Genomic DNA, 20,818 nt, shown 5'->3' with positions numbered 1-20,818 from the left:
CCCCCCGTTCACAGCCAGCGGCGCACCTGCCGCTGGTAAGCCGTGAAATCGCTCCCGAACAACCGCTCCAGGGCTCGCTCCTCGGGGCCGACCTGCCAGCGGTTCATGTACAGCACAAACCCTGGCACGCCCAACAGCGCCAGGGGGTTGGCCAGGTACAGGCCCCAGGCCAGCAGGCACAGGGCGAAGCCCGCGTACATCGGGTTGCGGGTGTAGCGGTAGATGCCCGAGGTGACCAGCGCCGAGGCGTTCCCCGGCCTGAGCGGATTGACCGTGGTCCTGGCCCGGCGAAACGACACCACGCCAGCGAGCGCCACCCCTACGCCGGCGCACACCAGCGGCAAGGCCAATGCCAGGCGTAGACCGTGGCCCAGTTCCAAGCCCGGCGTCCCCCAGGCCACAAGCCCCATGAGCAGCGCGCACAGCAGCGCGATCGCCGGTGGCGGAATGCGGTGTTCCAGTCCCTGCATGTTTTGCCTCCCTCTTCCCATGGCCCTGTGGTCGATGCCTACAGGTTATCCGTCAGTAAGCCCGGTTAGAATGCCTGGACCTGCCTTGAAGCCGGAGCAGCGCCCCCACGGCACACCGATACCAGAATGGACCGAGGGGATTGAGGCGATGGAGTGCCTGGATCACTATGTCGCTCCCCACGGCGCGGGGATTGCCAGGCAACGAGTTCCAGCAAGGCCTTGCCTGCGATGACAATACCGCCCCAAGGCCCTTCCCCTTCAAGCAAGAGATGAACATGCAGAACCCCCATCGAGGCAGCTGCCTGTGTGGCGCCGTGAACTACCAGGTCCACGGTGAACTCAAGGCCATCACCCACTGCCATTGCCGCAAGTGCCGCAAGGGCCATGGCGCCGCCTTCGCCACCTATGCCAGCACCCTGCGCGCCCACCTCGCCATCGACGACCCAGGCGCTGCGCTCAAGGCCTACGAATCCTCGCCTGGGGTGCTGCGCCAGTTCTGTGGGCAATGCGGCTCCTCGCTGTTCTGGCACAACGCCGGGGGCCAGTTCGCCGATTGGCTGTCGATCGCCATCGCCACCCTGGACAGCGCCTTCGCCGCGCCACGGCAGAAGCACCACTGCGTGGCCACGAAAGCCGACTGGCACACCATCACCGATCAATTCCCCCAGCAGCCATGACCCGGGAATTCAGCTATGTCTGGCTGCTGCCGCTGCTGGAGCGTCCCTGGGCCAGGGTCATGGCCGACCTGCCCGGCGCAGTCGCCGAACTGAAGATCGATGCACCGCTGCCCGAGCCGCTATCGCTGCGCGAACTGCTGCTCACCGCCCTGGGCTCCGGCTCGCCCTACTGGCCACGGTGTGCGGCCCAATGGCTGGAACAAGGGTTTCCCCTCGACCACGGGCTCTGTACAAGGCTGCTGGAACTGGTGCATGGGAAAGCCTTCGAGCAGTCCGTCGGCCAGCGCCTGAGGGCACTGGCCAAGCGCTGGCTGCGCCAGCATCTGCCAACGCCCTAGCGCCGTGCGCTAGCGGGCGGCCACATCCTTGGGCCGGTAGAACAGGAAGCTGCCGATCTCGACGGTCTTGATGTAGGCCCGGGCCCAATCCGGCGAAGCACTGCGATCGTGAAAGTACAGCGCACCGCCGGTGCGGTCCTTGAGCTGCTGGTTCAAGGCTTTGCGGGCGATCTCCTTGGCAACGCTGTAGCGCTGTTCTTCTTCCACCTGGTCCGGACGGCCATCGCACCACCAGGAGAACTGGCAAGGGCTCTTCTGCGAACCCTGCTTGACCACCTCGCACACCGTCCCGGGAAACCCCTCGTGGCCCAGGCGATTGAGTACCACATCGGCCACCGCCTCCATGTCCTCGGCCTCACCGCCCTTGGCCTCCCAATAGATGGTCCGCGACAAGCAAGTCAGGGCATCGTCCAGTGGTGCCTGGCCCGCCGGATCGACGGCCTGGGCTTCGCTCTTGCTCAGGGGAGCGGCCTCGGGCGCGGTCTTCGGGCTTTGCTTGTCCGCAGCCTTCTGCTCCAGGGCCTGGGCCTTGTCCTCGGCAGCAGCCCGGACTGGCGGCTGCGGCTCGGCCGCCCAGGCTGAAACAGTCAAGGGCAGCAAGCAAAAACAGATGACCCTGGCAATCAGGTGCATGATCGATTCGTCCTGGTGAACCTTAACCACCCCGCCCCATCGCGCTGCTGGCAAGTCGGCGGGGCCATGCAGAATCGACCATCGAGCGGCTAAAACATTCCGCAGCCAACCCAGCACCGACCACAGAACACCCGCACGGTAAAAACCTTGAGCATGACTGGAGCAGCCACTGGTAATGATACGAATTCTCATTAAAATAGCCGCCCATTCACGCTGGTGTCGCACCAGCGTAGCGAGGACCGTGGGCGATGGTGACCGGAGACAACCAACAACGACTCAGCACGCTGTTCGTCGACCAGCGCGGTGCGCTGATCCGCATGCTGTCGCGCGTGGTCGGCTGTTCCAGCCTGGCAGAAGATCTGGCCCAGGAAGCCTACCTGCGGGTGGCCAAGGCCATGAACAGCCGCCCCATCGAGCATCTGCAACCGTTTCTCTACCAGACGGCCCAGTACCTGGCTTTCGATCATCTGCGCAACCAGCGCAGCAAGCGCCGTTTCGAATACCAGCTGGGCGACGATCGCCAGATCAACCAGGTTCCGACCGCCGCGCCGGGCCCCGATAGCCACGTACAGGGCCAGCAGCAACTGCAATTGCTGCAGCAGGTACTGGCCACCCTGCCTAAGCGCCAGCAACAAATCCTGGTTTTGCATAAACTGCACGGCCTTTCCCAAGGCGAGATCGCCCAGCGCCTGCAGGTCTCCCTGAGCACGGTGGAAAAGGACCTGCGCCATGCACTCAACGCCTGCCTCAAGGCCACCGACCGGCACGATCTTGATGACTGAACACCCGAACAATGCCCTGCCCTGCGACGCGGCGCGAGAACAGGCCAGCGACTGGTTCGCCCAGCGCGAGGCGGTGGCTGGCAACCCACTGCTGCGCCAACGCTTCGAACAATGGCGCAACGCCGACCCACGACACGCTGCGGCTTATGAAGCGTTGCAGGCACTGTGGGAATCCACCGCCTTCGAGCAGGCCCTGGAACATCTGGCGCTGGATCTGGAGCTACCTCCCGCGCCGCTCCCGGTTCGCCGCAAACCCACCACTGGCCGCTGGCTGGCGGCAGCCGCAGCCTTGTTGCTGATGCTCGGCGCAGGCTGGATCAGCGACTTGCCAATGCGTTTGCAAGCCGATCACCTGGCCGGAGTGGGCCAGGTGCAGGCATTCGACCTGGCCGACGGTTCCCATGTCGTCCTGGGTAGCCATAGCGCTATCAGCACCACGTTCGACGGCGAGCACAGGCGCATCCGCCTGCTGCGCGGCGAGCTCTATGTCGAAGCCTTTCACGATCCTTCCCGGCCCATGATCATCGACGCCGGCGACGCCACGGTCACCGTGGTCGGCACGCGCTTCAGCGTCAATCGTCATGACGAGGCAGTCACGGTGGCGGTGCGTGAAGGCCGGGTGCGCCTGGCCAGCGACGACGGCGAACAGAGCCTGTTGCAGGCCGGCAACTGGCAACGGCTGGAAGACCGGCATCTGCTGGCCTTGAACCCGCAAGGCAGTGAACGGCAGATGGCCTGGCTCAACGGCCGCTTGTCGTTCCAGGACATGCCGCTGGCCCAGGTGCTGGACGAGCTGCGGCGCTACTACCGGGCACCGATCCTGTTGTTCAACGATGCCGCAGCCCAGCAGCAGGTCAGCGGCAACTACCGGCTAGACGATCCGCAAGCGGTCGTCCAGGCCTTGAGCAAGGTCACGGGGACCGAGCTCACCCGCCTGCCAGGTGGCATCCTGGTGCTCCGCTGACATACCCAAGGCACGCGAGAAAAAAGTTTTACGGCTTTGTCAGGGACAACCCGTCAGGGTGTTTGCTTTTGCAAATCATTCCTATTTCGTACGGGACTTCCATGCACTTCTCATCCCACATCCCCGCTCGCAGCATCCTGGCGCTAGCCATCTGCCTGGCCTGCGGGCACGCAGCGGCTGTCGAGCCCGCCAGCGCCCCCAGCAAGCAAGAGTCGAACCTGCATAGTTTCTCCATCGCCAGGCAACCCCTGGCCGAGGCCCTGGACCAACTGAGCACCCAGAGCGGGTTGCAGATTGCCTATTCCTCGCCGATGGCCCAAGGCATCCAGTCCCCTGGAGTCAGCGGCAGGATGAGCGCCGAACAGGCACTGGCCAAGGTGCTGGAGGGCACCGGCCTGGGCTTCGAGCGCAATGGCCTCAATGCCGTCCTGCTGACCCGTCTGCCCGCGGTCGACAAAGCGGTGGAACTGGAAGCGACCCAGATCATCAGCAACCAACTGGGCACCGTGACCGAGGGCTCCGGCTCCTACACCCCTGGCACCCTAGCCACCGCCACCCGGCTGGTGTTGAGCCCCCGCCAGACCCCGCAATCGGTGAGCGTCATCACCCGCCAGCACATGGAAGATTTCAGCCTCAACAACGTCGACGACGTGCTGCGCCACACCCCGGGCATCACCGTATCGGCCTACGACACCGACCGGACCAACTACTACGCCCGCGGTTTCTCGATCAACAACTTCCAGTACGACGGCATTCCCTCCACCTCGCGCAATGTCGCCTACTCGGCGGGCAACACCCTGAGCGACATGGCGATCTACGACCGGGTCGAAGTGCTCAAGGGCGCCACCGGCCTGCTGACCGGCGCAGGCTCGCTCGGCGCCACCATCAACCTGGTACGCAAGAAACCCACCGCCGAATTCAAGGGGCACGCCACCCTGGGCGCGGGCTCCTGGGACAACTATCGCAGCGAAGTGGATGTCAGCGGCCCGTTGACCGACAGCGGCAATGTCCGTGGTCGTGCCGTTGCCGCCTACCAGGACAAGCAGTCGTTCTTGGACCACTACTCGCGCAAGACCGAAACCTACTACGGCATCCTCGAGTTCGACCTGTCCCCGGATACGATGCTGACCGTGGGCGCCGACATGCAGGACAACATTCCCAAGGGCTCCAGTTGGTCCGGCACCTTCCCGCTGGTCAATTCCAACGGCAGCATCAACAAGATGTCGCGCTCCTACAACAACGGTACGACCTGGAGCGCTTGGGAGCAGTACACCCGCACCGCCTTCGCCATGCTCGAACATGACCTGGGCGATGGCTGGGTCACCAAGCTGCAACTGGACCACAAGATCAACAGCTACCATGCCGAGTTGGGCTCGATCCAGTTCGACCAGCCCCAGGCCGATGGCAGCGCCGAGATCAACGGCCAGAAGTACACCGGCGAAACCAAGAGTACCTCCGCCGATCTCTATGCCAGCGGGCCGTTCAGCCTGTTCGGGCGCGACCATGAGCTGGTGCTGGGCGGTTCGATCAGCACGTCACGCTGGCAAGGCAAAGGTTACTGGGCGCCGGTCTGGCCCCAGGGCAACAAGGTGGATTTCTACAACTGGAAGGGCCACCTGTCCCGCCCCATCTGGCAGGCTCCGGCGCAGATTACCGACGACACCACGCGCCAGACTGGCGCCTACCTGACCACCCGCCTGAACCTGTTGGACGACCTGAACGTCATCCTCGGTGGGCGCGTGGTCAACTATCACCAGACCGGCCTGACCCCGTCGTACCGGGAAAGCGGGCGCTTCGTCCCCTATGCCGGGATCATCTATGACCTCAACGAGAACTTCTCGGCATACGCCAGCTACACCGATATCTTCATGCCCCAGGAGAGCTTCAACAAGGACAGGGACCAGAAGCTTTTGGAGCCGGATGAAGGCCAGAACTACGAGCTGGGCCTGAAGGGAGAATTCTTCGAAGGCCGGTTGAACAGCAGCCTGGCCTACTTCGAGATACGCGAGAACAACCGGCCGATCTCCGACGACGCCTACAACAACCTGACCCCCACCCCGAGCAACTATGCCTACAAGGGGTCCAAGGCGGTCACCAAGGGTTACGAGGCGGAGATTTCCGGTGAGTTGAGCCCAGGCTGGCAGGTCCAGGCCGGCTACACCCACAAAGTGGTACGCGATGACAAAGGCGACAAACTCTCCACCTTCGAACCCGAGGACCAGGTCAACCTGTACACCACCTACAAGCTCAAGGGCGACCTGGACAAGTTGACCGTCGGCGGCGGCCTGCGCTGGCAGAGCAAAGGCTGGTACTCGATCTACAACAAGCCGCTGGACCGCAACCAGGACATCACCCAGTCATCCTACTGGCTGGTGGACCTGATGACCCGCTACCAGATCACCGACAGCCTGTCGGCGACCCTGAACGTCAACAATATCTTCGACAAGTCCTACTACACCAACGTCGGTTTCTATAACTCGGCCGCCTACGGTGAACCGCGCAACTTCATGCTCAGCACCCGCTGGGACTTCTAAGCCTTGGCCCTGTCGGACAATGGCATCCGGCAGGGCCTGTCGCGGCCTCGCTGCACTCAGTCGAGCAGACCGGCCTGCTTGAGCAACTGCTCCAGCCCCTGGGGCACCAGGGGCGCTTGCGGGCCGAAGCTCGAACTGTCGTGCCAGCTGACGGTGAAGCCCATGCCGTCGGTTTCCTCGCCGTGCAACTGGCCACGGGAGTAGACACTGGCATCGTCGAAGCGTGCGTCATACACCTGGACGATTTCGTGCCCGGGCTTACCCAGGTAGGTAAACAGGTTCTCCAGGGTACCCAGCAGGCGCAGCTGGCTGATGGACAGGCCGAGCTCTTCCTCCACCTCGCGGCGGATGGCCTGGTCGCTGCGCTCGCCGAACTCGATGCCGCCACCCACCGGGCGGAACACCGTCTGCTGCTGATGGGGGTCGTCGAACTGATGGACCAGGATCTTGCCCTGGTGATGGAAGACACAAAGCGCCAGGGCGCGGATACGCGGTTCAGCCATGGGAAAATCCGTTTGCCGGGGGAAAAAGCGCGGCATTAGAGCATGGGCGCCGACACCTCGGCCAGGACCTCCCCGGCGAACCTTCGCAATTGCTCCGGGCTGAGCAGCAGCGAGGCGTTGACGTGCCAGTCGCTGGCGTCATCTGCGGTCGACCACAGGCTGACCTTGAGCATCCGCAACGGCTGCCAGTCGGCGCCGGCCGTCACTTGCAAGGCCAGGTCAAGGCACGCCGAGCGCCATTGCAACGGCTCCTCAGGCAACGCTTGCGCCGCTTGCAGAAAAAACTCGGCCAACCCGACACAGCCCTCCAGGGGTTCGTGGACGATACGAATATGGGACTGGAAGCCGCTGCCCCGCAGGCCAACGTCAAGCAACGGGCAGACGCCGCCCTCCTCGGCGGCGATGGACAATTGCAGCCCATCGTCCTGGGCCACCACTGCACTCATTCGCAGGCCGGCGGGTAGAAATGACTGGCCGCCAGCGCCGGCACTTCTTCCAGCGCCGTCCACAATTGCTCGTCCAGTTCGCCACCGATCAGCTCATGCTGCTCATCGCTGAGCCGCTCGGGAATATCCCACAGGCGCTCCAACTGTGGATGGGCCTGCAGATCGCCGATCGTCTGCCGCTGGCGTTCCACCACCGCCCTGGCCCGGGTCGCACCCAATGCCTGGAGTGCGTCCAGGGCCAACTGGTAGCTGCGCTCGCCCCAGTTGCAGAAGAACTGCAGGAAACCACCGTTGTAGCCATCTGCTTCCAGGCGCCACAGGGCGACGATGGCCTGGTCCCGCTCAGGCAGGCGCTCCAGGTCCCAATCCAGCGCCTGCAGGCGCGCCATGGACTGCTCGCACACATGCTCCCAGATCCAGTCGGCGCCCTCGATCTCCAGCCCCTGCTCACCCAGTCCGGGCCACAGCACCGAGCTGCCCTGGGGCGCGATCCGCCAAGCCTTGCGCTGCTGCGCCGAGGCTTCCTGCAAGCGGCCATAACGCCCGAGGGATTGGCGCAGCAGCAAGCCATCGGCCCAGCCGAGACAGAGCCGGTCCGCTTCGAAAGCGACGTGGATGATGGGATTGGCGTTGGACAAGGCAGACCTTCCTGGCAGTGGTTTCGATCAAAGACCGGGGGCGTTGCCCCGGGATGCTTCTACACCCATCCGCCGCACGGTGTCATCCTGCAAATGAGCGCCACCACAGCGGGCGCCGCTTGCACATGTCCATCGGTCGAATCTGGCACGCCAGGGTTCCACCACCAGCAGCACCTGGGCTTCAGCCCACCAGCCGCTTGCCCTTGAGCTCGGCATAGGCCGCCTTGATCGGCTCGAAACCGTACTGCTGCTCCAGGCGCTTGACGATGAAATGCCCACGGGCCATGTCCTGGTAGAAGTCGGTGAACAGGGTATTGATGGTGGCGCCGGTGACGGCACCGATCACCGGCACGGCCTGGGCCGCGAACTTGCTGGAGATGGTCACGCCATAGCGCGCCGCGACCTTTTCGATCAGCACCGCCAGCCACTTGCCCGCCTGCCCCGGCGACATCCGGCTGATGGCACTGGAGCCCTGCTTGGCGGCGATGGCGGCCAGTTCCTTGGAGAGTTGCTGCATGGCCTGGGTGGTGAAGCTGCGGGTCAGGTAGTAACCGGTTTCGCTGGCATCGTCGGCCTCACTGTTGCCGCCCATGGCGAACACTTCGATGCACGCCTGCTTGGTGGCGAAGTCCGTCAGGTCGAAACCTTCGCTGCGCGCCACATCGGCCACCGAGCGCATCATGATGGTGGTGGACACCGGCAGCTCGACGAACAGCGAAGCAAAACCGAAGGCGCCCCCCAAGGCCCCCGACGCGGCCGCATACAACTTGTGCAAGCGCGGCGAGGCCTGTTTCTTCGGCTGGTTGTCCAGGCTCCACAAGGCCGCATCGGCGGAACTGTGCAGTGCGGCCACCACCGCGCCGTTGATCTTCTGCGACACCACCGCCGGCAAGGCCTTGACCGCACTCTCGATGGGCGAACCCAGCAAGCCCGACAGGCGTGCGGTCAACGATGGCGACTCCAAGAGGCCCACGGCGCGCTTGAGGTCCCTGTAGTCTTGCGGGTTGTCTTGGATATTCACTGAAGCTTCCCTTGGCAGGCGCTGGTATGGGCGAGCATTTTGGCAGCATCGACCCGGGAAAATAAACCGCCCGCCCAGCGATGCAGGAACAGCGCCGGGCGGGCGGAAGTACAGGGGGGTCAATCCTGCAACCAGACCCGTACCTGCCGCTCGGGGCCTTCGATGAACAGCAAGTGCGCCACCTGGCCCGCTTCCAGCAGGTCCTGGCGGGCCTCCTGCAAACGCTCCAGGGACGGCGCCTGGTCCACCAGCTCGACCCGCGCCACCGGCGCCTTCATCGATTGCCGGGCATCGGACTTGGCCTTGCGGATCGCCGCCAGCGTCGCACTGACCGCCTCCAGCAACGACTCCACATCAGCCTCGACCGCACAGGTTTCAGGCCAGGACGCACGGTGCACCGAACCCGGCTGCCAGCAACGCCAGACCTCTTCGCAAACGAAAGGCAGGAACGGCGCGAACAGCCGCTGCAGGCTGCTCAAGGCTCGGGCCAGGGCGTTGCGCGCCGAGTGCCCTTCGGGCCGATAGGCGCGGCGCTTGACCAGTTCGACGTAGTCATCGCAGAACCACCAGAAGAATCCCTCGATGCGTACCAGGGCAGCGCTGTAGTCGTAGCCTTCCAATGCCTGCCGGGCCTGGCCGGCGACACTTCCCAGGCGTTGCAGCATGGCCTGGTCCAGCGCCTGCGATACCGGCCCGGCGGGGTCGCCGGGCAAGCCGAACACCAGCTTCGAGACATTGAACAGCTTGAGCGCCAGGCGCCGGCCGATCTTCATCTGCTACTCTTCGAAGGCGGTATCGCTGCCCGGCCGCCCCAGGGCCGCCCAGTAGCGCACCGCGTCGCTGCCGTATTGCTCCAGCAGCGCCAGGGGGGTGACCACATTGCCCCGGGACTTGGACATCTTCTTGCGATCCGGATCGAGGATCCAGCCCGACAACGCCACATGGCGCCAGGGCACGGCGGCCTGCTCGAAGTGACTGCGAACCAGGGTCGAGAACAGCCAGGTGCGGATGATGTCGTGGCCCTGGGGCCGCAGGTCCATGGGAAAGACCTGCTCGAACAGGCCATCGCCCTCCTCCCAGCCCGCGGCAATCTGCGGGCTCAGGGAGCTGGTGGCCCAGGTATCCATGATGTCCCGCTCGCCGATGAAACCATGGGGCTGGCCGCGCTGGTCCGGCTCGTAACCCGGCGGGGTGTCCAGGGTCGGGTCCACCGGCAGCGAGTCTTCGCTGGCCGCGATCGGCCGGTCATGGTCCGGTTCGCCCCGGGCATCCAGGGGGTACCAGAACGGCAGCGGCACGCCGAAGATCCGTTGCCGGCTGATCAGCCAGTCGCCATTGAGGCCGCCAACCCAATGCTCGTAGCGGCTGCGCATGAATGGCGGATGCCAGGCCAGGGCCCGGCCACGCTCCAGCAGTTGCTGGCGCAGCTCCGCATCGCGCCCGCCATTGCGCAAGTACCACTGGCGGGTGGCGACGATCTCCAGAGGCTGGTCACCTTTCTCGAAGAACTTCACGGCATGGCGGATCGACCGTGGCTCACCGTGCAGGCCGCCGCACTCGTGCAGCAACGGCAACAACTTCTGGCGCGCCTGGGTCAGGCTGCAACCGGCCAGTGCGGCATAGGCCTGGCGTCCGGCGGGATCGGCCAGCCACTCAGGCGCCTGCGCCAGCAAGCGACCGTCGCGACCGATGATGCAACGGGTCGGCAGCTGCAATTCACGCCACCAGAGCACGTCCGTCAGGTCGCCGAAGGTGCAGACCATCGCCAGCCCCGTGCCCTTCTGCGGATCGGCCAGCGGGTGGGCGAGCAACGGCACCGGCATCTCGAACAGCGGCGAGCGCAATTGCTGCCCGAACTGCCCCTGGTAGCGTGGATCGTCGGGGTGCGCCACCAGCGCCACGCAAGCCGCCAGCAACTCCGGACGCGTGGTGGCGATGCGCAGCGCCTGGCCCCCGTCGCCCCGGAACACCAGGTCGTGCCAGGCTCCCGGCTGCTCGCGATCCTCAAGCTCGGCCTGGGCCACGGCGGTCTGAAAGGTCACGTCCCACAAGCATGGCGCCTGCTGGCTGTAGAGCTCGCCACGCTGGTAGTTGCGCAAGAGCGCGCGCTGGCTGACCCGCTGCGCCCGCTCATCGATGGTGGCGTAGGTCAGCCCCCAGTCCACCGACAACCCCAACTGCACGAACAGGTTGCGAAAGGCCTGCTCATCGATGGCGGTCAGGCGATGGCACAGCTCGACGAAATTGCGCCGGCTGATCGCGAGATACTCGCTGCGGCGCCGGGCTACCGTAGTCGGCGGCTGGAACTGCGGTTGGTACGTGGCATCCGGGTCACAGCGCACGCCGTAGTAGTTCTCTACGCGCCGTTCGGTGGGCAGGCCGTTGTCATCCCAACCCATGGGATAGAACACAGTCTTGCCGCACATGCGCTGGAAGCGGGCGATGATATCGGTGTGGGTGTAGCTGAACACATGGCCGACGTGCAGCGAGCCGGAGGCCGTGGGTGGCGGTGTGTCGATGGAATAGACCGCGTCCCGTGGGGCATTGCGATCGAAGGCGTAGGTGCCTTCTTCGAGCCAGCGCTGGGACCAGCGTGTCTCGAGATGTTCAAGCGAGGGGGTGGGGCAAATCGTCAGGCTTTCACGTTTAACGGTGACATAGCTTCCTCCTGTCATCGGCAGATGGCGCGCAGTGGTGCGCGCCGCAAGGCCGATTTATAGAGCAAGGACACGGATTAGTAAATCGCCCTTTCAAAGCCATTTCACCTGCGGCGCCCACTGCGGGTACTCCGCGCGCATGCGCTCCAGGCACTGGGCCAGCAGTCGGGCATCGTCGGGCAAGCGCTGGCTCAATGCCGACCCGCCGTGGAACGACAATTGCCGTGGCATCTCCACCAGCCCGGTGATCGCGTCCCAGAACGCATCCCAGTTGCAGCCGTACCAAGCGGGAAACCCCAGGGCGTCGCGCAGCAGGATATGCAATTCAGCCGAACTGCCCACCGCGCTCAAATCGATATCCAACCGCTGCAAACCGATTACCTCCCAGTGGCCCTCAACTCCAGGTGCTCGCGTCGATCACTGGCGAACGTACTGCACCTGCTTGCCATCGAAGACGTAGCTGACGTCATCGGCATCATTCATCTTGCGCGTCTGGGTGTCACCCGCAGAGGTGGTGCCGCTGAACTTGACCAGCAAGCGCGGCATGGGTCCTTGGGCCGCCACGAAATTCAGCTCGCCCTGGTTGGCGATGCAGGGGATCACCGTGCCGTCGTCGCAGGCCGCCGAGTTGTCCTCGCCGCTGAAGACCTGGCCCAGGTAGCTCCAGACCCAGCCATCCTCTTCCGGGGTCTTGTTCGGGTTGAACACGAACACGGCATAACCACTGATGCCGTAGCCGCTGTCGAAGGTGGCCGTGGGCACCGCCAGCACCAGGCGGCCATCGTTGGTGCGGTACTCCAGGGCCTGGCGGCTGGTGTCCACTTCTTCGGGCTGCTCGCGGGCGCCGAAGAAGCCGATCTTGCGCTCGATGCTGCGAATATCGTAAGGCTGCTTCTGACCCGGGCGAGCCAGTTCGAAGGTCGCGTCCGCCAGCCGCACCTTGACGTCCGGGGCGATGAAGTCTTCACCCTCGCGGGCCGCGCGATCGCGGGTGAACCAGGAGAACGTCGCGTAGTAGTGCTTGCCGCCCAGGTCGATCTCGCGGCCATACCAGAAGTTGGACACCACGCCATCTTCCAGTTCGAAGGTTTCGGCCTGGTCATCGATCTGGACGTTGTTGATCAGCGCCAGCACCGCGCCAGGCGGGATCAAGGGATCCTTGGCATAGCCGGCCAATGGCGCCGCGAGGGCTGCGGTGGCCAGGGCCAGGGCCGTCAGTGCCCGGCCCAGGCGGCCGGTCTTGTGCGCAGCGTCGAACCTGCTTTTCATGCGTTGAACATCCCTGTAGTGCCTTGCTGGACCGCCTGCCGAAGCGGCCTGCGGTATGGGGCTGGAATCATATAAGCAGGTTTTTGCCAGCCACAAGATGCTGGCACATGGCAATCGCGACGCCTGCTTGCGCCCAGGCGGACCTCAAGCCGCCAGGAAACCGCCAACCTGCTCCAGCACCGCTTGCGGATACTGGCGATGGGGAACATGGCCGCACTCGGCGAACATCTGCACCTGGGCGACGACCGCCGCCCGCGCGGCGATGCGTTCCGGCTGCGCCAGCGAACCGTATTCGTCGTGATCACCATGCAGCACCAGCAGCGGGCAGCGTACCTGCGCCAACTGCGCGTCCAGGGTCCACTGGCCGAAGGCCGGGTCCAGCCAGGTGTCGGTCCAGGCCCGCAGGACCCAGGCGGCCTTGTCCCCGTGGTATTTGTGCAGGCGCGGCAGTTGTCCCGGCTCGGCGAACTGGCGTTGGGCCTGACGGATGCCATCCAGGGTCCGCTGTTCGACAAAAGCCTGGGCCGACTCGGTGACCAGCCCCATGCACTGTCGTGGATAGGCCCCGGCGCAGCCAACCGCCATGCCACCGCCGACACTGTGGCCGAACACCACGAACCGCTCGACACCCAAGGCCTGGCATACGACCTGGAAATCGCCATGGGCCTCATCCTCGATGAAGGTCGCTGCGGGCAAACCACTGCGGGCCGCCGAGCGCCCGAAGCCCAAACGGTCATAGGCGATCACCCGGCGCCCGCTGGCCTGGGCCAGGCACAGGGGAAAGTCCCGCCACAAGGCCACGCAACCCAGGGAATCGTGCAGCAGGACAATGGGCGGCAACTGCTCCTGGCCGTGGCTCCAGCATTGGGCGAACAGTTGCCCGTGGGGAGTGTCGATCCAGTGTTGCCGGGTACTGATGGGAGGCATAGCCGGTTCCGTGTGCATGGCGCCCAGCGCCGTTCAAGGGAGGTGCATCTTGCCCCAGGCTCATTGACCGAGGCGATAGGCCGAAGCGCTGAACAGGGCGATGCGCAAACCCTGGTCGTCGGTCACCAGCACCTGGTAATGGGCGATGTTGCGACTGCCGCCCATCCAGGTGGCGGTGGCGGTCAGTTCGGCGCCACGGGCGCGGGCCATGTAGCGCATCTCGGCCTGCAGGCCGATGTACAACGCCTGCCCGGCATTGCACGCGGCGGCGAAGGCGATATCGGCCAGGGCGAAGATCAGCCCGCCATGGACACCGCCCAGGGCATTGAGATGCTCCGGCGCCAATCGCAGCCGGCATGCGGCCTGCTCGAAACTCGCGTGCAGATGCTCGACGCCCAGCAGACCGGCAAAACGGTCCACTTGCCTGGTAGGGGTTGCTTGCATGTCTGGCTCCTGTTCCTGGTCTTCTTCAAGGCTGCCCATCCTAGCCTTGCACCTGGCCGATTTCGGTGTTCTAAAGGGCTGATCGATAGTCCGATCGGGCCATGGGGAGAGATATGAACGAGGTGGCGATACTGGCCTATGACGGCTGCTGGGGCATGGGGTTGTTCTCGGCGACGGATTTCTTTCGCATCGTCGCGCTGCTGGAGCGCCATACCGGCCTGGCCCGGGGCTACCGGGTCCGGGTGCTGTCGGCGGACGGCGCGCGGATCGCGCTCGCCAGTGGCCATGTCATCCAGCCGGATGCTGCATTGGAGGAACTGGGCGCCGGCGACCTGATCGTCATCCCGCCCATCGAAGGGCCGCGCCTGACGGCAGGCTTCAGCCCCGATCCCCGAGCCCTGGAGTGGCTGGCCCGCAGCCGCGAACAAGGGGCGCGAATCCTGGCCATGACCACGGGGGTCTGCTACCTGGCGGCAGCCGGGCTCGGCCAGGGGCTGCTGGCCACCCACTGGGCCTTCGTCCGGCCACTGAAGCTGCGCTATCCGGCCTGGGACTTCAGCGCCCACCCGTCCTTCCTCCAGGCACAGGGCATCTGGAGCAGCGGCTCCCTGGGCGGCGGCTTCGATGCACTGCTGGAGATCCTGGCCCAGGATCGCGGCGACCGTTTCGCCCAGCTCTGCGCCACCCACTTGCTGGTGGCCGCGCCCGAGCGCCTGAGCCCGATCCTGCCGGGACATCGCAACCATCGCGACCCGGCGATCTTCAAGGTGCAGGACTGGATCGAAAGCCACCACAGCCAAGCCGTCAGCATCGCCGACATGGCCCGCGAAGCCGGCCTCAGCGAGCGCACCCTCAAGCGCCGGTTCCAGCTGGCAACCCGCCTGCCACCCAATCTCTACCTGCAACGGGTGCGGGTCGACAAGGCCAAGAAACTGCTGCTGGCCAGCGACATGTCGGTCAAGGCGATCGCCTACGAAGTCGGCTACGAAAACGTCAGCTACTTCGTGCGGCTGTTCAAGACCCAACTAGGCCAGACCCCGGCCCAGTGGCGCCAGGGCGTAGCGGAACGAGAGCGGGAGCCCAGGCCCTGGCCAGGCGACCACTAGCCCTTCAGCACTGCGAACGGCTGGTACGGGCTACGGTGCGTCCCGGCGCGACGGCCACCAGCCACCCCAGCAGCACCAGCCCGGCTGAGGCCAGCCCCGCCCCGGCCAGGCCCATGTGGGCAATGCCCAGCGCCCCCAGGGTAACGCCCCCCAGCCACGCTCCCAGGGCGATTCCCAGGTTGAAACCGGCGATATTGAGCCCGGCCGCCACTGCATGGGCATGGGGTGCATGCCGCTCGGCGATGCCGATCAACCGAGCCTGCAAGGCCGGCACCGCGGCGTAGGTGAACAGCCCCAGCAAGGCCACGCAGAGCGCCATGCCCAGGGCCGAATGCGCCAGCCCCCAGAACCCCAGCCCGCACCCGGCGATGCCGACGAGCACCATGAGGCTGGCCCGGTCGACACCCAGGCGATCGGTCAGCCGTCCCCCCAACAGGTTGCCGACTGCGGCGAGCACGCCATAACCGAGCATGAACAGGCCAACCGTGGCGATGCTGACCTGGGTCACCCCGGTCAACAGCGGCGCGATGTAGGTATAGGCGCTGAACGAGCCGGCATACCCCAGCACGGTCACCAGGGCCGCCACCAGCAAGGCTGGATGCAGCAATGCCCGAAGTGCCTGGACCACGGATTCGCCAGCGGCCTCCCCTGGGGTCCTGGCCGGCTCGACCATGCCCAGCAGCCCGAGGAAACCCAATGCACCGAACCCGGCAATCGCCCCCAGCACCGGCCGCCAGGACCACAGGCCGCCGAGGTAGGTACTGATGGGCACGCCAATGGCCATGGCCAGGGTGAACCCCGAGAACACCACCGCCACTGCACGCCCGGCTTGCTTCGGTCCGGCCAGGCGCGCGGCGGTGCTGGAAGCCACAGCCAGGAACAGGCCGTGGCCCATGCCCGCGACGAACCGCGCCGCCAACAGCGCCCACAGGCTGCTGGCGAGGGCGGCGCCCAGGCTCCCGGCGCAGAATACCAGCACGGTGCCGAGCATCACCCGCTTGCGCGGCCAGCTTGCGGTCAGGGCCGTGAGGATCGGTGCGGCGCAGGTCGCGCCCAGGGCATACAGGGTGACCGTGCCACCGGCCTGCTCGAGCTTGAGGCCCAGGTCTTGGGCGATGACGTCGGTGAGGCCGATGGGCACGAATTCGGCAAGCCCCAGGGCAAAGGCGCTGAGGCTGAAGATATAGACGATGAAGGGCATGGACACGCGCTCCGAAGAGTTGGAAAACCGGCCTGGGGCCAGGGATGCGCGCAATCGTAGAGAGGCCCTGTCATTTCGAAAAATTAACCTTTTGGCAGTCAGGCCAAAATATTTTTATACCTCAAGCAGGCTTGCCACTATGCTGGCCAGCCCTTGGCCGGCCAGCCAACGCGCCGCCGGACGCTTGTCCACCAATCAACCGGGAACACTTCGCGAGGGCGCCCACCCGGGCGCGATACCGCTTCATGAGCCATCTGGACCACCTGCGTACCTTCATCGAGGCCTATCGCCTGCAATCCTTCTCCCGTGCCGCCCAGGCGCTGGGCATGACCCAGCCTGGCGCATCGCTGCACATCCAGGCGCTGGAAGCCTTCGTCGGCAAGCCACTATTCGTGCGGCGCTCGCGGGGCGTGACCGCGACCGAGGCCGCCGACGAGCTGGCCCGCGCCATCGGGCCAATGCTCGACGGGCTGGAAATGCGCATGGCCTCCTACCGCCAGAGCGATGAACTGAGCGGTACCGTGCACATCGCCGGGCCTTCGGACTTCATCCACGGCAAGCTGGCCTCGGGGCTCGCGCCCCTGCTGAAGCAGGGCTTGCAAATCCGCCTGCACACCGGCAACCGCGAGCGCATCTACAGCCTGCTGGACAGCTCGACCGCGGACCTGGCGATCACCGCCTCGCTGCCGGACGAACATGCCCACGGTTTCGCCCGGCTGCTGACCGAACGATTCCTCCTGGTGCTGGCTCCGGAGCTGGCCCGGAAACTGGGCAAGCGACCATCGGCCGAGGCACTGGCCGCTGTGCCGCTGATTGCCTTCGACGAAGACCTGCCGCTGATCCGCCCGGTATGGACCGCGCTGTTCCAGTTCGCCCCGACCTTGCAGGCCGCACTGACCATCGCCGACCTGCGCATCATCCAGGACCTGGTGGTCCAGGGCCAAGGCTGGAGCGTGCTGCCCGACTACCAATGCCGCGAGGCCCTGGAAGCCGGTCGCCTGGTATCGCTGACGTCCCTGGCGCAGGCTCCCACCAACGAGCTGTACCTGGTCTGGAACAAGACCGCGATGCGCAGTCCGCGCCTGATCCACGTGCGCGATTTCCTCCTCGGGATGTTTGCCAACAGCGTGCACTAACCCCTGCCCGGCCCCGGGAGCCGATGCTAGACTGCGCGGCTTTTTCCCTGGGGCCAGGTTATGCAACGCATCGTGATACTGGGCAACGCCGGGAGCGGCAAATCCACCCTGGCCCGGGAGCTGGGGCGCCGTCTCGCAGTGCCGGTGGTGCACCTGGACCGGCTGTTCTGGGAGCCCGGCTGGGTCGAGGCCGATACACCTGTGTTCCGCAGCCGGGTCCGCGAGGCCGTCGCCACGGATGCCTGGATCTGCGAAGGCAATTACTCGCGGCGCACCTTCGACCTGCGCCTGCCCCGCGCCGAGCTGGTGATCTGGCTCGACACCCCGCGCACCACCTGCCTGCGCCGGGTGTTCATGCGCAGCCTGCGCAACCGTCCACGCGCCGACCTGCCGGCAGGTTGCCATGAGCAACTGAACCTGGAGTTCCTCAAGTTCCTGGGTTTCGTGTGGCACTTCGACCAGCACAATCGCCCGGGCATCGAACAGGTCCGCCAGGCCGTGGCGCCCCAGGTGCCGGTTGTTCATCTGCGAGGCATGCGGGACATCGACAACTGGCTCGAGACGCTGCCGCCCCGCCTGCCGGACTGAGCGCGACAGCCTGGACCGGTCGGCGGCCATGGCGCAAAAGCGCAAGACTTCCGAGTGAAAAACCGGATAATGGCGGCCTTTTCGTCTTGCTCGTTATTCTGGTAGCCCCCATGGAAATCAAGGTCAACTTTCTCGACAACCTCCGACTTGAAGCCAAGTTCGATGACTTCACGGTGGTGGCCGACCAGCCGATCCGCTACAAGGGCGACGGCTCGGCACCGGGTCCGTTCGACTATTTCCTGGCTTCCTCGGCGCTGTGCGCCGCCTACTTCGTGAAGCTGTACTGCCAGACCCGCGACATCCCCACCGACAACATCCGCCTGTCGCAGAACAACATCGTCGATCCGGAAAACCGCTACAACCAGATCTTCAAGATCCAGGTCGAGCTGCCCGCGGACATCTCCGAGAAGGATCGCCAGGGCATCCTGCGCTCCATCGATCGCTGCACGGTGAAGAAGGTGGTGCAGACCGGCCCCGAGTTCGTGATCGAGGAAGTGGAGAACCTGGACGCCGATGCCCAGGCCCTGTTGATGCCGAGCCTCGACGCCGGCACCAGCACCCGCATCCCCGGCAAGGACCTGCCACTGGAGCAGACCATCGCCAACATGTCGGCGATCCTCGCAGACCTGGGGATGAAGATCGAGATCGCTTCCTGGCGCAACATCGTGCCCAACGTCTGGTCGCTGCATATCCGCGACGCGCAGTCGCCGATGTGCTTCACCAACGGCAAGGGCTCGACCAAGGAAAGCGCCCTGGCCTCGGCCCTGGGCGAATTCATCGAGCGCCTGAACTGCAACTTCTTCTACAACGACCAGTTCTGGGGCCAGGAGATCGCCAACGCCGAGTTCGTCCACTACCCCGACGAGCGCTGGTTCCAGCCAGGGCGCAAGGATGCCCTGCCCAAGGAAATCCTCGACGAGTACTGCCTCGGGATCTACAACCCCGACGGCGAGCTGCGCGGCTCGCACCTGTACGACACCAACTCCGGCAACATCGAGCGCGGCATCTGCTCGCTGCCCTTCGTGCGCCAGTCGGATGGCGAAGTGGTGTACTTCCCCTCCAACCTGATCGAGAACCTGTACCTCTCCAATGGCATGAGCGCCGGCAACACCCTGGCCGAGGCCCAGGTGCAGTGCCTGTCGGAAATCTTCGAACGGGCGGTCAAGCGCGAGATCCTCGAAGGCGAGCTCGCCCTGCCGGACGTGCCCCAGGAAGTGCTGGCCAAGTACCCGGGCATCCTGGCGGGTATCCAGGGCCTGGAGGAGCAAGGCTTCCCGGTGCTGGTCAAGGACGCTTCTCTGGGCGGTGAATTCCCGGTGATGTGCGTGACCCTGATGAACCCGCGCACCGGTGGCGTGTTCGCCTCCTTCGGCGCGCACCCGAGTCTCGAAGTAGCGCTGGAACGCAGCCTCACCGAACTGCTCCAGGGCCGCAGCTTCGAGGGCCTGAACGACCTGCCGCAGCCGACCTTCGAGAGCCAGGCGCTGATGGAGCCGAACAACTTCGTCGAGCACTTCATCGATTCCAGCGGCGTGGTGTCGTGGCGCTTCTTCAGCGCCAAGGCCGACTTCGAGTTCGTCGAGTGGGACTTCTCCAGCCAGGGCGCCGACTCCAACGCCGAGGAAGCCGCGACCCTGTTCGGCATCCTCGAAGGCCTGGGCAAGGAAAGCTACATGGCGGTGTATGAGCACCTGGGCGCCACCGCCTGCCGGATCCTGGTGCCGGACTACTCGGAAATCTACCCGGTGGACGACCTGATCTGGGACAACACCAACAAGGCGCTGTTCTTCCGCGAAGACATCCTCAACCTGCACAGCCTGGACGAAGACGGCCTGCGCGACCTGGTGGAACGCCTGGAGCAAAGCGAGCTGGACGACTACACCGACATCACCACCCTGATCGGCATCGAGTTCGACGACAACACCGCCTGGGGCCAGTTGACCATCCTCGAGCTGAAGCTGCTGATCCACGTGGCCCTGGGCCAGTTCGACCCGGCCAAGGAACTGGTGGAGATGTTCCTGCAGTACAACGACAACACCGTCGAGCGCGGCCTGTTCTACCAGGCCATGAACGCGGTGCTGGAAGTGCAACTGGACGACGAGCTGGAGCTGGCGGACTACGAAGCCAACTTGCGCCGCATGTTCGGCAACGAGCGCATGGACGCGGTGATCGGCTCGGTACAGGGCAGCGTGCGCTTCCATGGCCTGACGCCTACCAGCATGCAACTGGAGGGCCTGGACCGGCACCTGCGGTTGATCGACAGCTACAAGAAGCTGCACGCGGCACGGGCCAGAATGGCTGGCCTGGCCAGCTGAGGGCTTCGGCAGGAAAGCACCTTCGCAGGCTGTGGGAAAACTACTGCGTTTGGCAATACTGCGTTAAAAACAGGCTCAGAGCGCTCATTTACAGCCAGTAAACTCCGCTTCCTCGCCTGTTTTTGCCTTGTCTTGCCTTCACTCGCGACGTTTTCACACCGCCTGTTCG

General features: G+C 65.1%; 22 protein-coding genes. 9 read left to right on the top strand and 13 right to left on the bottom strand.

Going from position 1 to position 20,818, the window contains the following annotated elements:
- Positions 1-8 precede the first annotated feature (8 nt).
- Positions 9-470, bottom strand: a complete 462-nt coding sequence (locus tag C4K40_RS11805; RefSeq protein WP_053136325.1) for an isoprenylcysteine carboxylmethyltransferase family protein — start codon at positions 468-470, stop codon at positions 9-11.
- A 275-nt stretch (positions 471-745) separates the two neighbouring features.
- Between C4K40_RS11805 and C4K40_RS11800 the strand changes: the two genes are divergently transcribed.
- Together C4K40_RS11800 and C4K40_RS11795 are read left to right on the top strand one after the other, a co-directional pair.
- Complete coding sequence (locus C4K40_RS11800) at positions 746-1,147, top strand: GFA family protein (RefSeq protein ID WP_031321498.1); 402 nt, start codon at positions 746-748, stop codon at positions 1,145-1,147.
- Positions 1,144-1,485 carry a hypothetical protein gene (locus C4K40_RS11795; RefSeq protein WP_053136328.1) on the top strand — a complete coding sequence of 114 codons (342 nt, stop codon included), beginning with the start codon at positions 1,144-1,146 and terminating at the stop codon, positions 1,483-1,485. The genes C4K40_RS11800 and C4K40_RS11795 overlap by 4 nt, the downstream gene beginning before the upstream one ends.
- A 9-nt stretch (positions 1,486-1,494) precedes the next feature.
- Here C4K40_RS11795 and C4K40_RS11790 read toward each other — a convergent pair whose 3' ends face one another.
- Positions 1,495-2,118, bottom strand: a complete 624-nt coding sequence (locus tag C4K40_RS11790) for a cell wall hydrolase (RefSeq protein WP_053136331.1) — start codon at positions 2,116-2,118, stop codon at positions 1,495-1,497.
- A 248-nt stretch (positions 2,119-2,366) separates the two neighbouring features.
- Between C4K40_RS11790 and C4K40_RS11785 the strand changes: the two genes are divergently transcribed.
- From C4K40_RS11785 to C4K40_RS11775, 3 genes are all read left to right on the top strand, one after another.
- Positions 2,367-2,900, top strand: coding sequence for an RNA polymerase sigma factor (locus C4K40_RS11785; RefSeq protein ID WP_053136334.1), 534 nt, complete (start codon positions 2,367-2,369; stop codon positions 2,898-2,900).
- The gene (locus C4K40_RS11780; RefSeq protein WP_053136337.1) at positions 2,893-3,864 is read left to right on the top strand and encodes a FecR domain-containing protein; all 972 of its coding nucleotides are present in this window, start codon (positions 2,893-2,895) and stop codon (positions 3,862-3,864) included. Before C4K40_RS11785 ends, C4K40_RS11780 begins: the two co-directional genes overlap by 8 nt.
- 101 nt (positions 3,865-3,965) lie before the next feature.
- A complete protein-coding gene (locus C4K40_RS11775) occupies positions 3,966-6,398 on the top strand; it encodes a TonB-dependent siderophore receptor (protein WP_172681674.1) in 2,433 nt (810 codons plus the stop codon).
- Between the two features lie 56 nt (positions 6,399-6,454).
- On the opposite strand, the gene C4K40_RS11770 is transcribed toward C4K40_RS11775, so the two are convergent.
- The 10 genes from C4K40_RS11770 to C4K40_RS11730 form a co-directional block, all read right to left on the bottom strand.
- The gene (locus tag C4K40_RS11770) at positions 6,455-6,901 is read right to left on the bottom strand and encodes an NUDIX hydrolase (RefSeq protein WP_022643737.1); all 447 of its coding nucleotides are present in this window, start codon (positions 6,899-6,901) and stop codon (positions 6,455-6,457) included.
- A 35-nt stretch (positions 6,902-6,936) separates the two neighbouring features.
- A complete protein-coding gene (locus C4K40_RS11765) occupies positions 6,937-7,347 on the bottom strand; it encodes a hypothetical protein (protein ID WP_124421296.1) in 411 nt (136 codons plus the stop codon).
- Positions 7,344-7,985 (bottom strand): DUF4375 domain-containing protein, encoded by a 642-nt coding sequence (locus tag C4K40_RS11760; RefSeq protein WP_022643734.1) that lies wholly within the window; start codon positions 7,983-7,985, stop codon positions 7,344-7,346. Before C4K40_RS11760 ends, C4K40_RS11765 begins: the two co-directional genes overlap by 4 nt.
- A gap of 181 nt (positions 7,986-8,166) precedes the next feature.
- The gene (locus C4K40_RS11755; protein WP_022643733.1) at positions 8,167-9,006 is read right to left on the bottom strand and encodes an EcsC family protein; all 840 of its coding nucleotides are present in this window, start codon (positions 9,004-9,006) and stop codon (positions 8,167-8,169) included.
- A 119-nt stretch (positions 9,007-9,125) separates the two neighbouring features.
- A complete protein-coding gene (locus C4K40_RS31900) occupies positions 9,126-9,779 on the bottom strand; it encodes a class I tRNA ligase family protein (protein ID WP_256224236.1) in 654 nt (217 codons plus the stop codon).
- 3 nt (positions 9,780-9,782) lie between these two features.
- Entirely contained in the window at positions 9,783-11,681 is a 1,899-nt protein-coding gene (valS, locus tag C4K40_RS11750) for a valine--tRNA ligase (RefSeq protein ID WP_256224237.1), read from the bottom strand.
- A 75-nt stretch (positions 11,682-11,756) separates the two neighbouring features.
- Complete coding sequence (locus C4K40_RS11745; protein ID WP_022643731.1) at positions 11,757-12,035, bottom strand: barstar family protein; 279 nt, start codon at positions 12,033-12,035, stop codon at positions 11,757-11,759.
- A gap of 45 nt (positions 12,036-12,080) precedes the next feature.
- On the bottom strand, positions 12,081-12,932 hold the full coding sequence (locus C4K40_RS11740) for a hypothetical protein (RefSeq protein WP_053136349.1): 852 nt from the start codon (positions 12,930-12,932) through the stop codon (positions 12,081-12,083).
- Between the two features lie 144 nt (positions 12,933-13,076).
- Positions 13,077-13,859 (bottom strand): alpha/beta fold hydrolase, encoded by a 783-nt coding sequence (locus tag C4K40_RS11735; RefSeq protein ID WP_053136353.1) that lies wholly within the window; start codon positions 13,857-13,859, stop codon positions 13,077-13,079.
- Between the two features lie 60 nt (positions 13,860-13,919).
- On the bottom strand, positions 13,920-14,303 hold the full coding sequence (locus C4K40_RS11730; protein WP_031321490.1) for a PaaI family thioesterase: 384 nt from the start codon (positions 14,301-14,303) through the stop codon (positions 13,920-13,922).
- 113 nt (positions 14,304-14,416) lie between these two features.
- On the opposite strand from C4K40_RS11730, the gene C4K40_RS11725 reads away from it, so the two are divergent.
- Positions 14,417-15,409, top strand: coding sequence for a GlxA family transcriptional regulator (locus C4K40_RS11725; RefSeq protein ID WP_053136356.1), 993 nt, complete (start codon positions 14,417-14,419; stop codon positions 15,407-15,409).
- A gap of 4 nt (positions 15,410-15,413) precedes the next feature.
- Here the strand turns inward: C4K40_RS11725 and C4K40_RS11720 are convergent, their stop codons facing one another.
- Positions 15,414-16,610: an MFS transporter gene (locus C4K40_RS11720; protein WP_053136359.1), complete on the bottom strand. Its 1,197-nt coding sequence runs from the start codon at positions 16,608-16,610 to the stop codon at positions 15,414-15,416.
- Positions 16,611-16,855: 245 nt separating this feature from the next.
- Here C4K40_RS11720 and C4K40_RS11715 point away from each other — a divergent pair, with 245 nt between their 5' ends.
- The 3 genes from C4K40_RS11715 (at position 16,856) to C4K40_RS11705 (ending at position 20,649) form a co-directional block, all read left to right on the top strand.
- Positions 16,856-17,746 carry a LysR family transcriptional regulator gene (locus C4K40_RS11715; protein WP_053136361.1) on the top strand — a complete coding sequence of 297 codons (891 nt, stop codon included), beginning with the start codon at positions 16,856-16,858 and terminating at the stop codon, positions 17,744-17,746.
- A gap of 60 nt (positions 17,747-17,806) precedes the next feature.
- On the top strand, positions 17,807-18,334 hold the full coding sequence (locus tag C4K40_RS11710; RefSeq protein ID WP_022643724.1) for an AAA family ATPase: 528 nt from the start codon (positions 17,807-17,809) through the stop codon (positions 18,332-18,334).
- 110 nt (positions 18,335-18,444) lie between these two features.
- Complete coding sequence (locus C4K40_RS11705; RefSeq protein WP_053136362.1) at positions 18,445-20,649, top strand: OsmC domain/YcaO domain-containing protein; 2,205 nt, start codon at positions 18,445-18,447, stop codon at positions 20,647-20,649.
- Positions 20,650-20,818: the final 169 nt, after the last annotated feature.

It is taken from the genome of Pseudomonas sp. CMR5c (assembly GCF_003850545.1).
Lineage (GTDB): Bacteria > Pseudomonadota > Gammaproteobacteria > Pseudomonadales > Pseudomonadaceae > Aquipseudomonas > Aquipseudomonas piscis.
Note: the sequence above shows the minus strand (reverse complement) of the source record. Positions and strands in the feature narration are given on the sequence as shown.

Coding starts and splice junctions, on each gene's coding strand:
- C4K40_RS31900 (WP_256224236.1), bottom strand. CDS start 9,779: ATGAAGATCGGCCGGCGCCTGGCGCTCAAGCTGTTCAATGTCTCGAAG.
- C4K40_RS11780 (WP_053136337.1), top strand. CDS start 2,893: ATGACTGAACACCCGAACAATGCCCTGCCCTGCGACGCGGCGCGAGAA.
- C4K40_RS11720 (WP_053136359.1), bottom strand. CDS start 16,610: ATGCCCTTCATCGTCTATATCTTCAGCCTCAGCGCCTTTGCCCTGGGG.
- C4K40_RS11775 (WP_172681674.1), top strand. CDS start 3,966: ATGCACTTCTCATCCCACATCCCCGCTCGCAGCATCCTGGCGCTAGCC.
- C4K40_RS11795 (WP_053136328.1), top strand. CDS start 1,144: ATGACCCGGGAATTCAGCTATGTCTGGCTGCTGCCGCTGCTGGAGCGT.
- C4K40_RS11730 (WP_031321490.1), bottom strand. CDS start 14,303: ATGCAAGCAACCCCTACCAGGCAAGTGGACCGTTTTGCCGGTCTGCTG.
- C4K40_RS11785 (WP_053136334.1), top strand. CDS start 2,367: ATGGTGACCGGAGACAACCAACAACGACTCAGCACGCTGTTCGTCGAC.
- C4K40_RS11715 (WP_053136361.1), top strand. CDS start 16,856: ATGAGCCATCTGGACCACCTGCGTACCTTCATCGAGGCCTATCGCCTG.
- C4K40_RS11735 (WP_053136353.1), bottom strand. CDS start 13,859: ATGCCTCCCATCAGTACCCGGCAACACTGGATCGACACTCCCCACGGG.
- C4K40_RS11725 (WP_053136356.1), top strand. CDS start 14,417: ATGAACGAGGTGGCGATACTGGCCTATGACGGCTGCTGGGGCATGGGG.
- C4K40_RS11790 (WP_053136331.1), bottom strand. CDS start 2,118: ATGCACCTGATTGCCAGGGTCATCTGTTTTTGCTTGCTGCCCTTGACT.
- C4K40_RS11770 (WP_022643737.1), bottom strand. CDS start 6,901: ATGGCTGAACCGCGTATCCGCGCCCTGGCGCTTTGTGTCTTCCATCAC.
- valS (WP_256224237.1), bottom strand. CDS start 11,681: ATGACAGGAGGAAGCTATGTCACCGTTAAACGTGAAAGCCTGACGATT.
- C4K40_RS11740 (WP_053136349.1), bottom strand. CDS start 12,932: ATGAAAAGCAGGTTCGACGCTGCGCACAAGACCGGCCGCCTGGGCCGG.
- C4K40_RS11705 (WP_053136362.1), top strand. CDS start 18,445: ATGGAAATCAAGGTCAACTTTCTCGACAACCTCCGACTTGAAGCCAAG.
- C4K40_RS11710 (WP_022643724.1), top strand. CDS start 17,807: ATGCAACGCATCGTGATACTGGGCAACGCCGGGAGCGGCAAATCCACC.
- C4K40_RS11800 (WP_031321498.1), top strand. CDS start 746: ATGCAGAACCCCCATCGAGGCAGCTGCCTGTGTGGCGCCGTGAACTAC.
- C4K40_RS11805 (WP_053136325.1), bottom strand. CDS start 470: ATGCAGGGACTGGAACACCGCATTCCGCCACCGGCGATCGCGCTGCTG.
- C4K40_RS11765 (WP_124421296.1), bottom strand. CDS start 7,347: ATGAGTGCAGTGGTGGCCCAGGACGATGGGCTGCAATTGTCCATCGCC.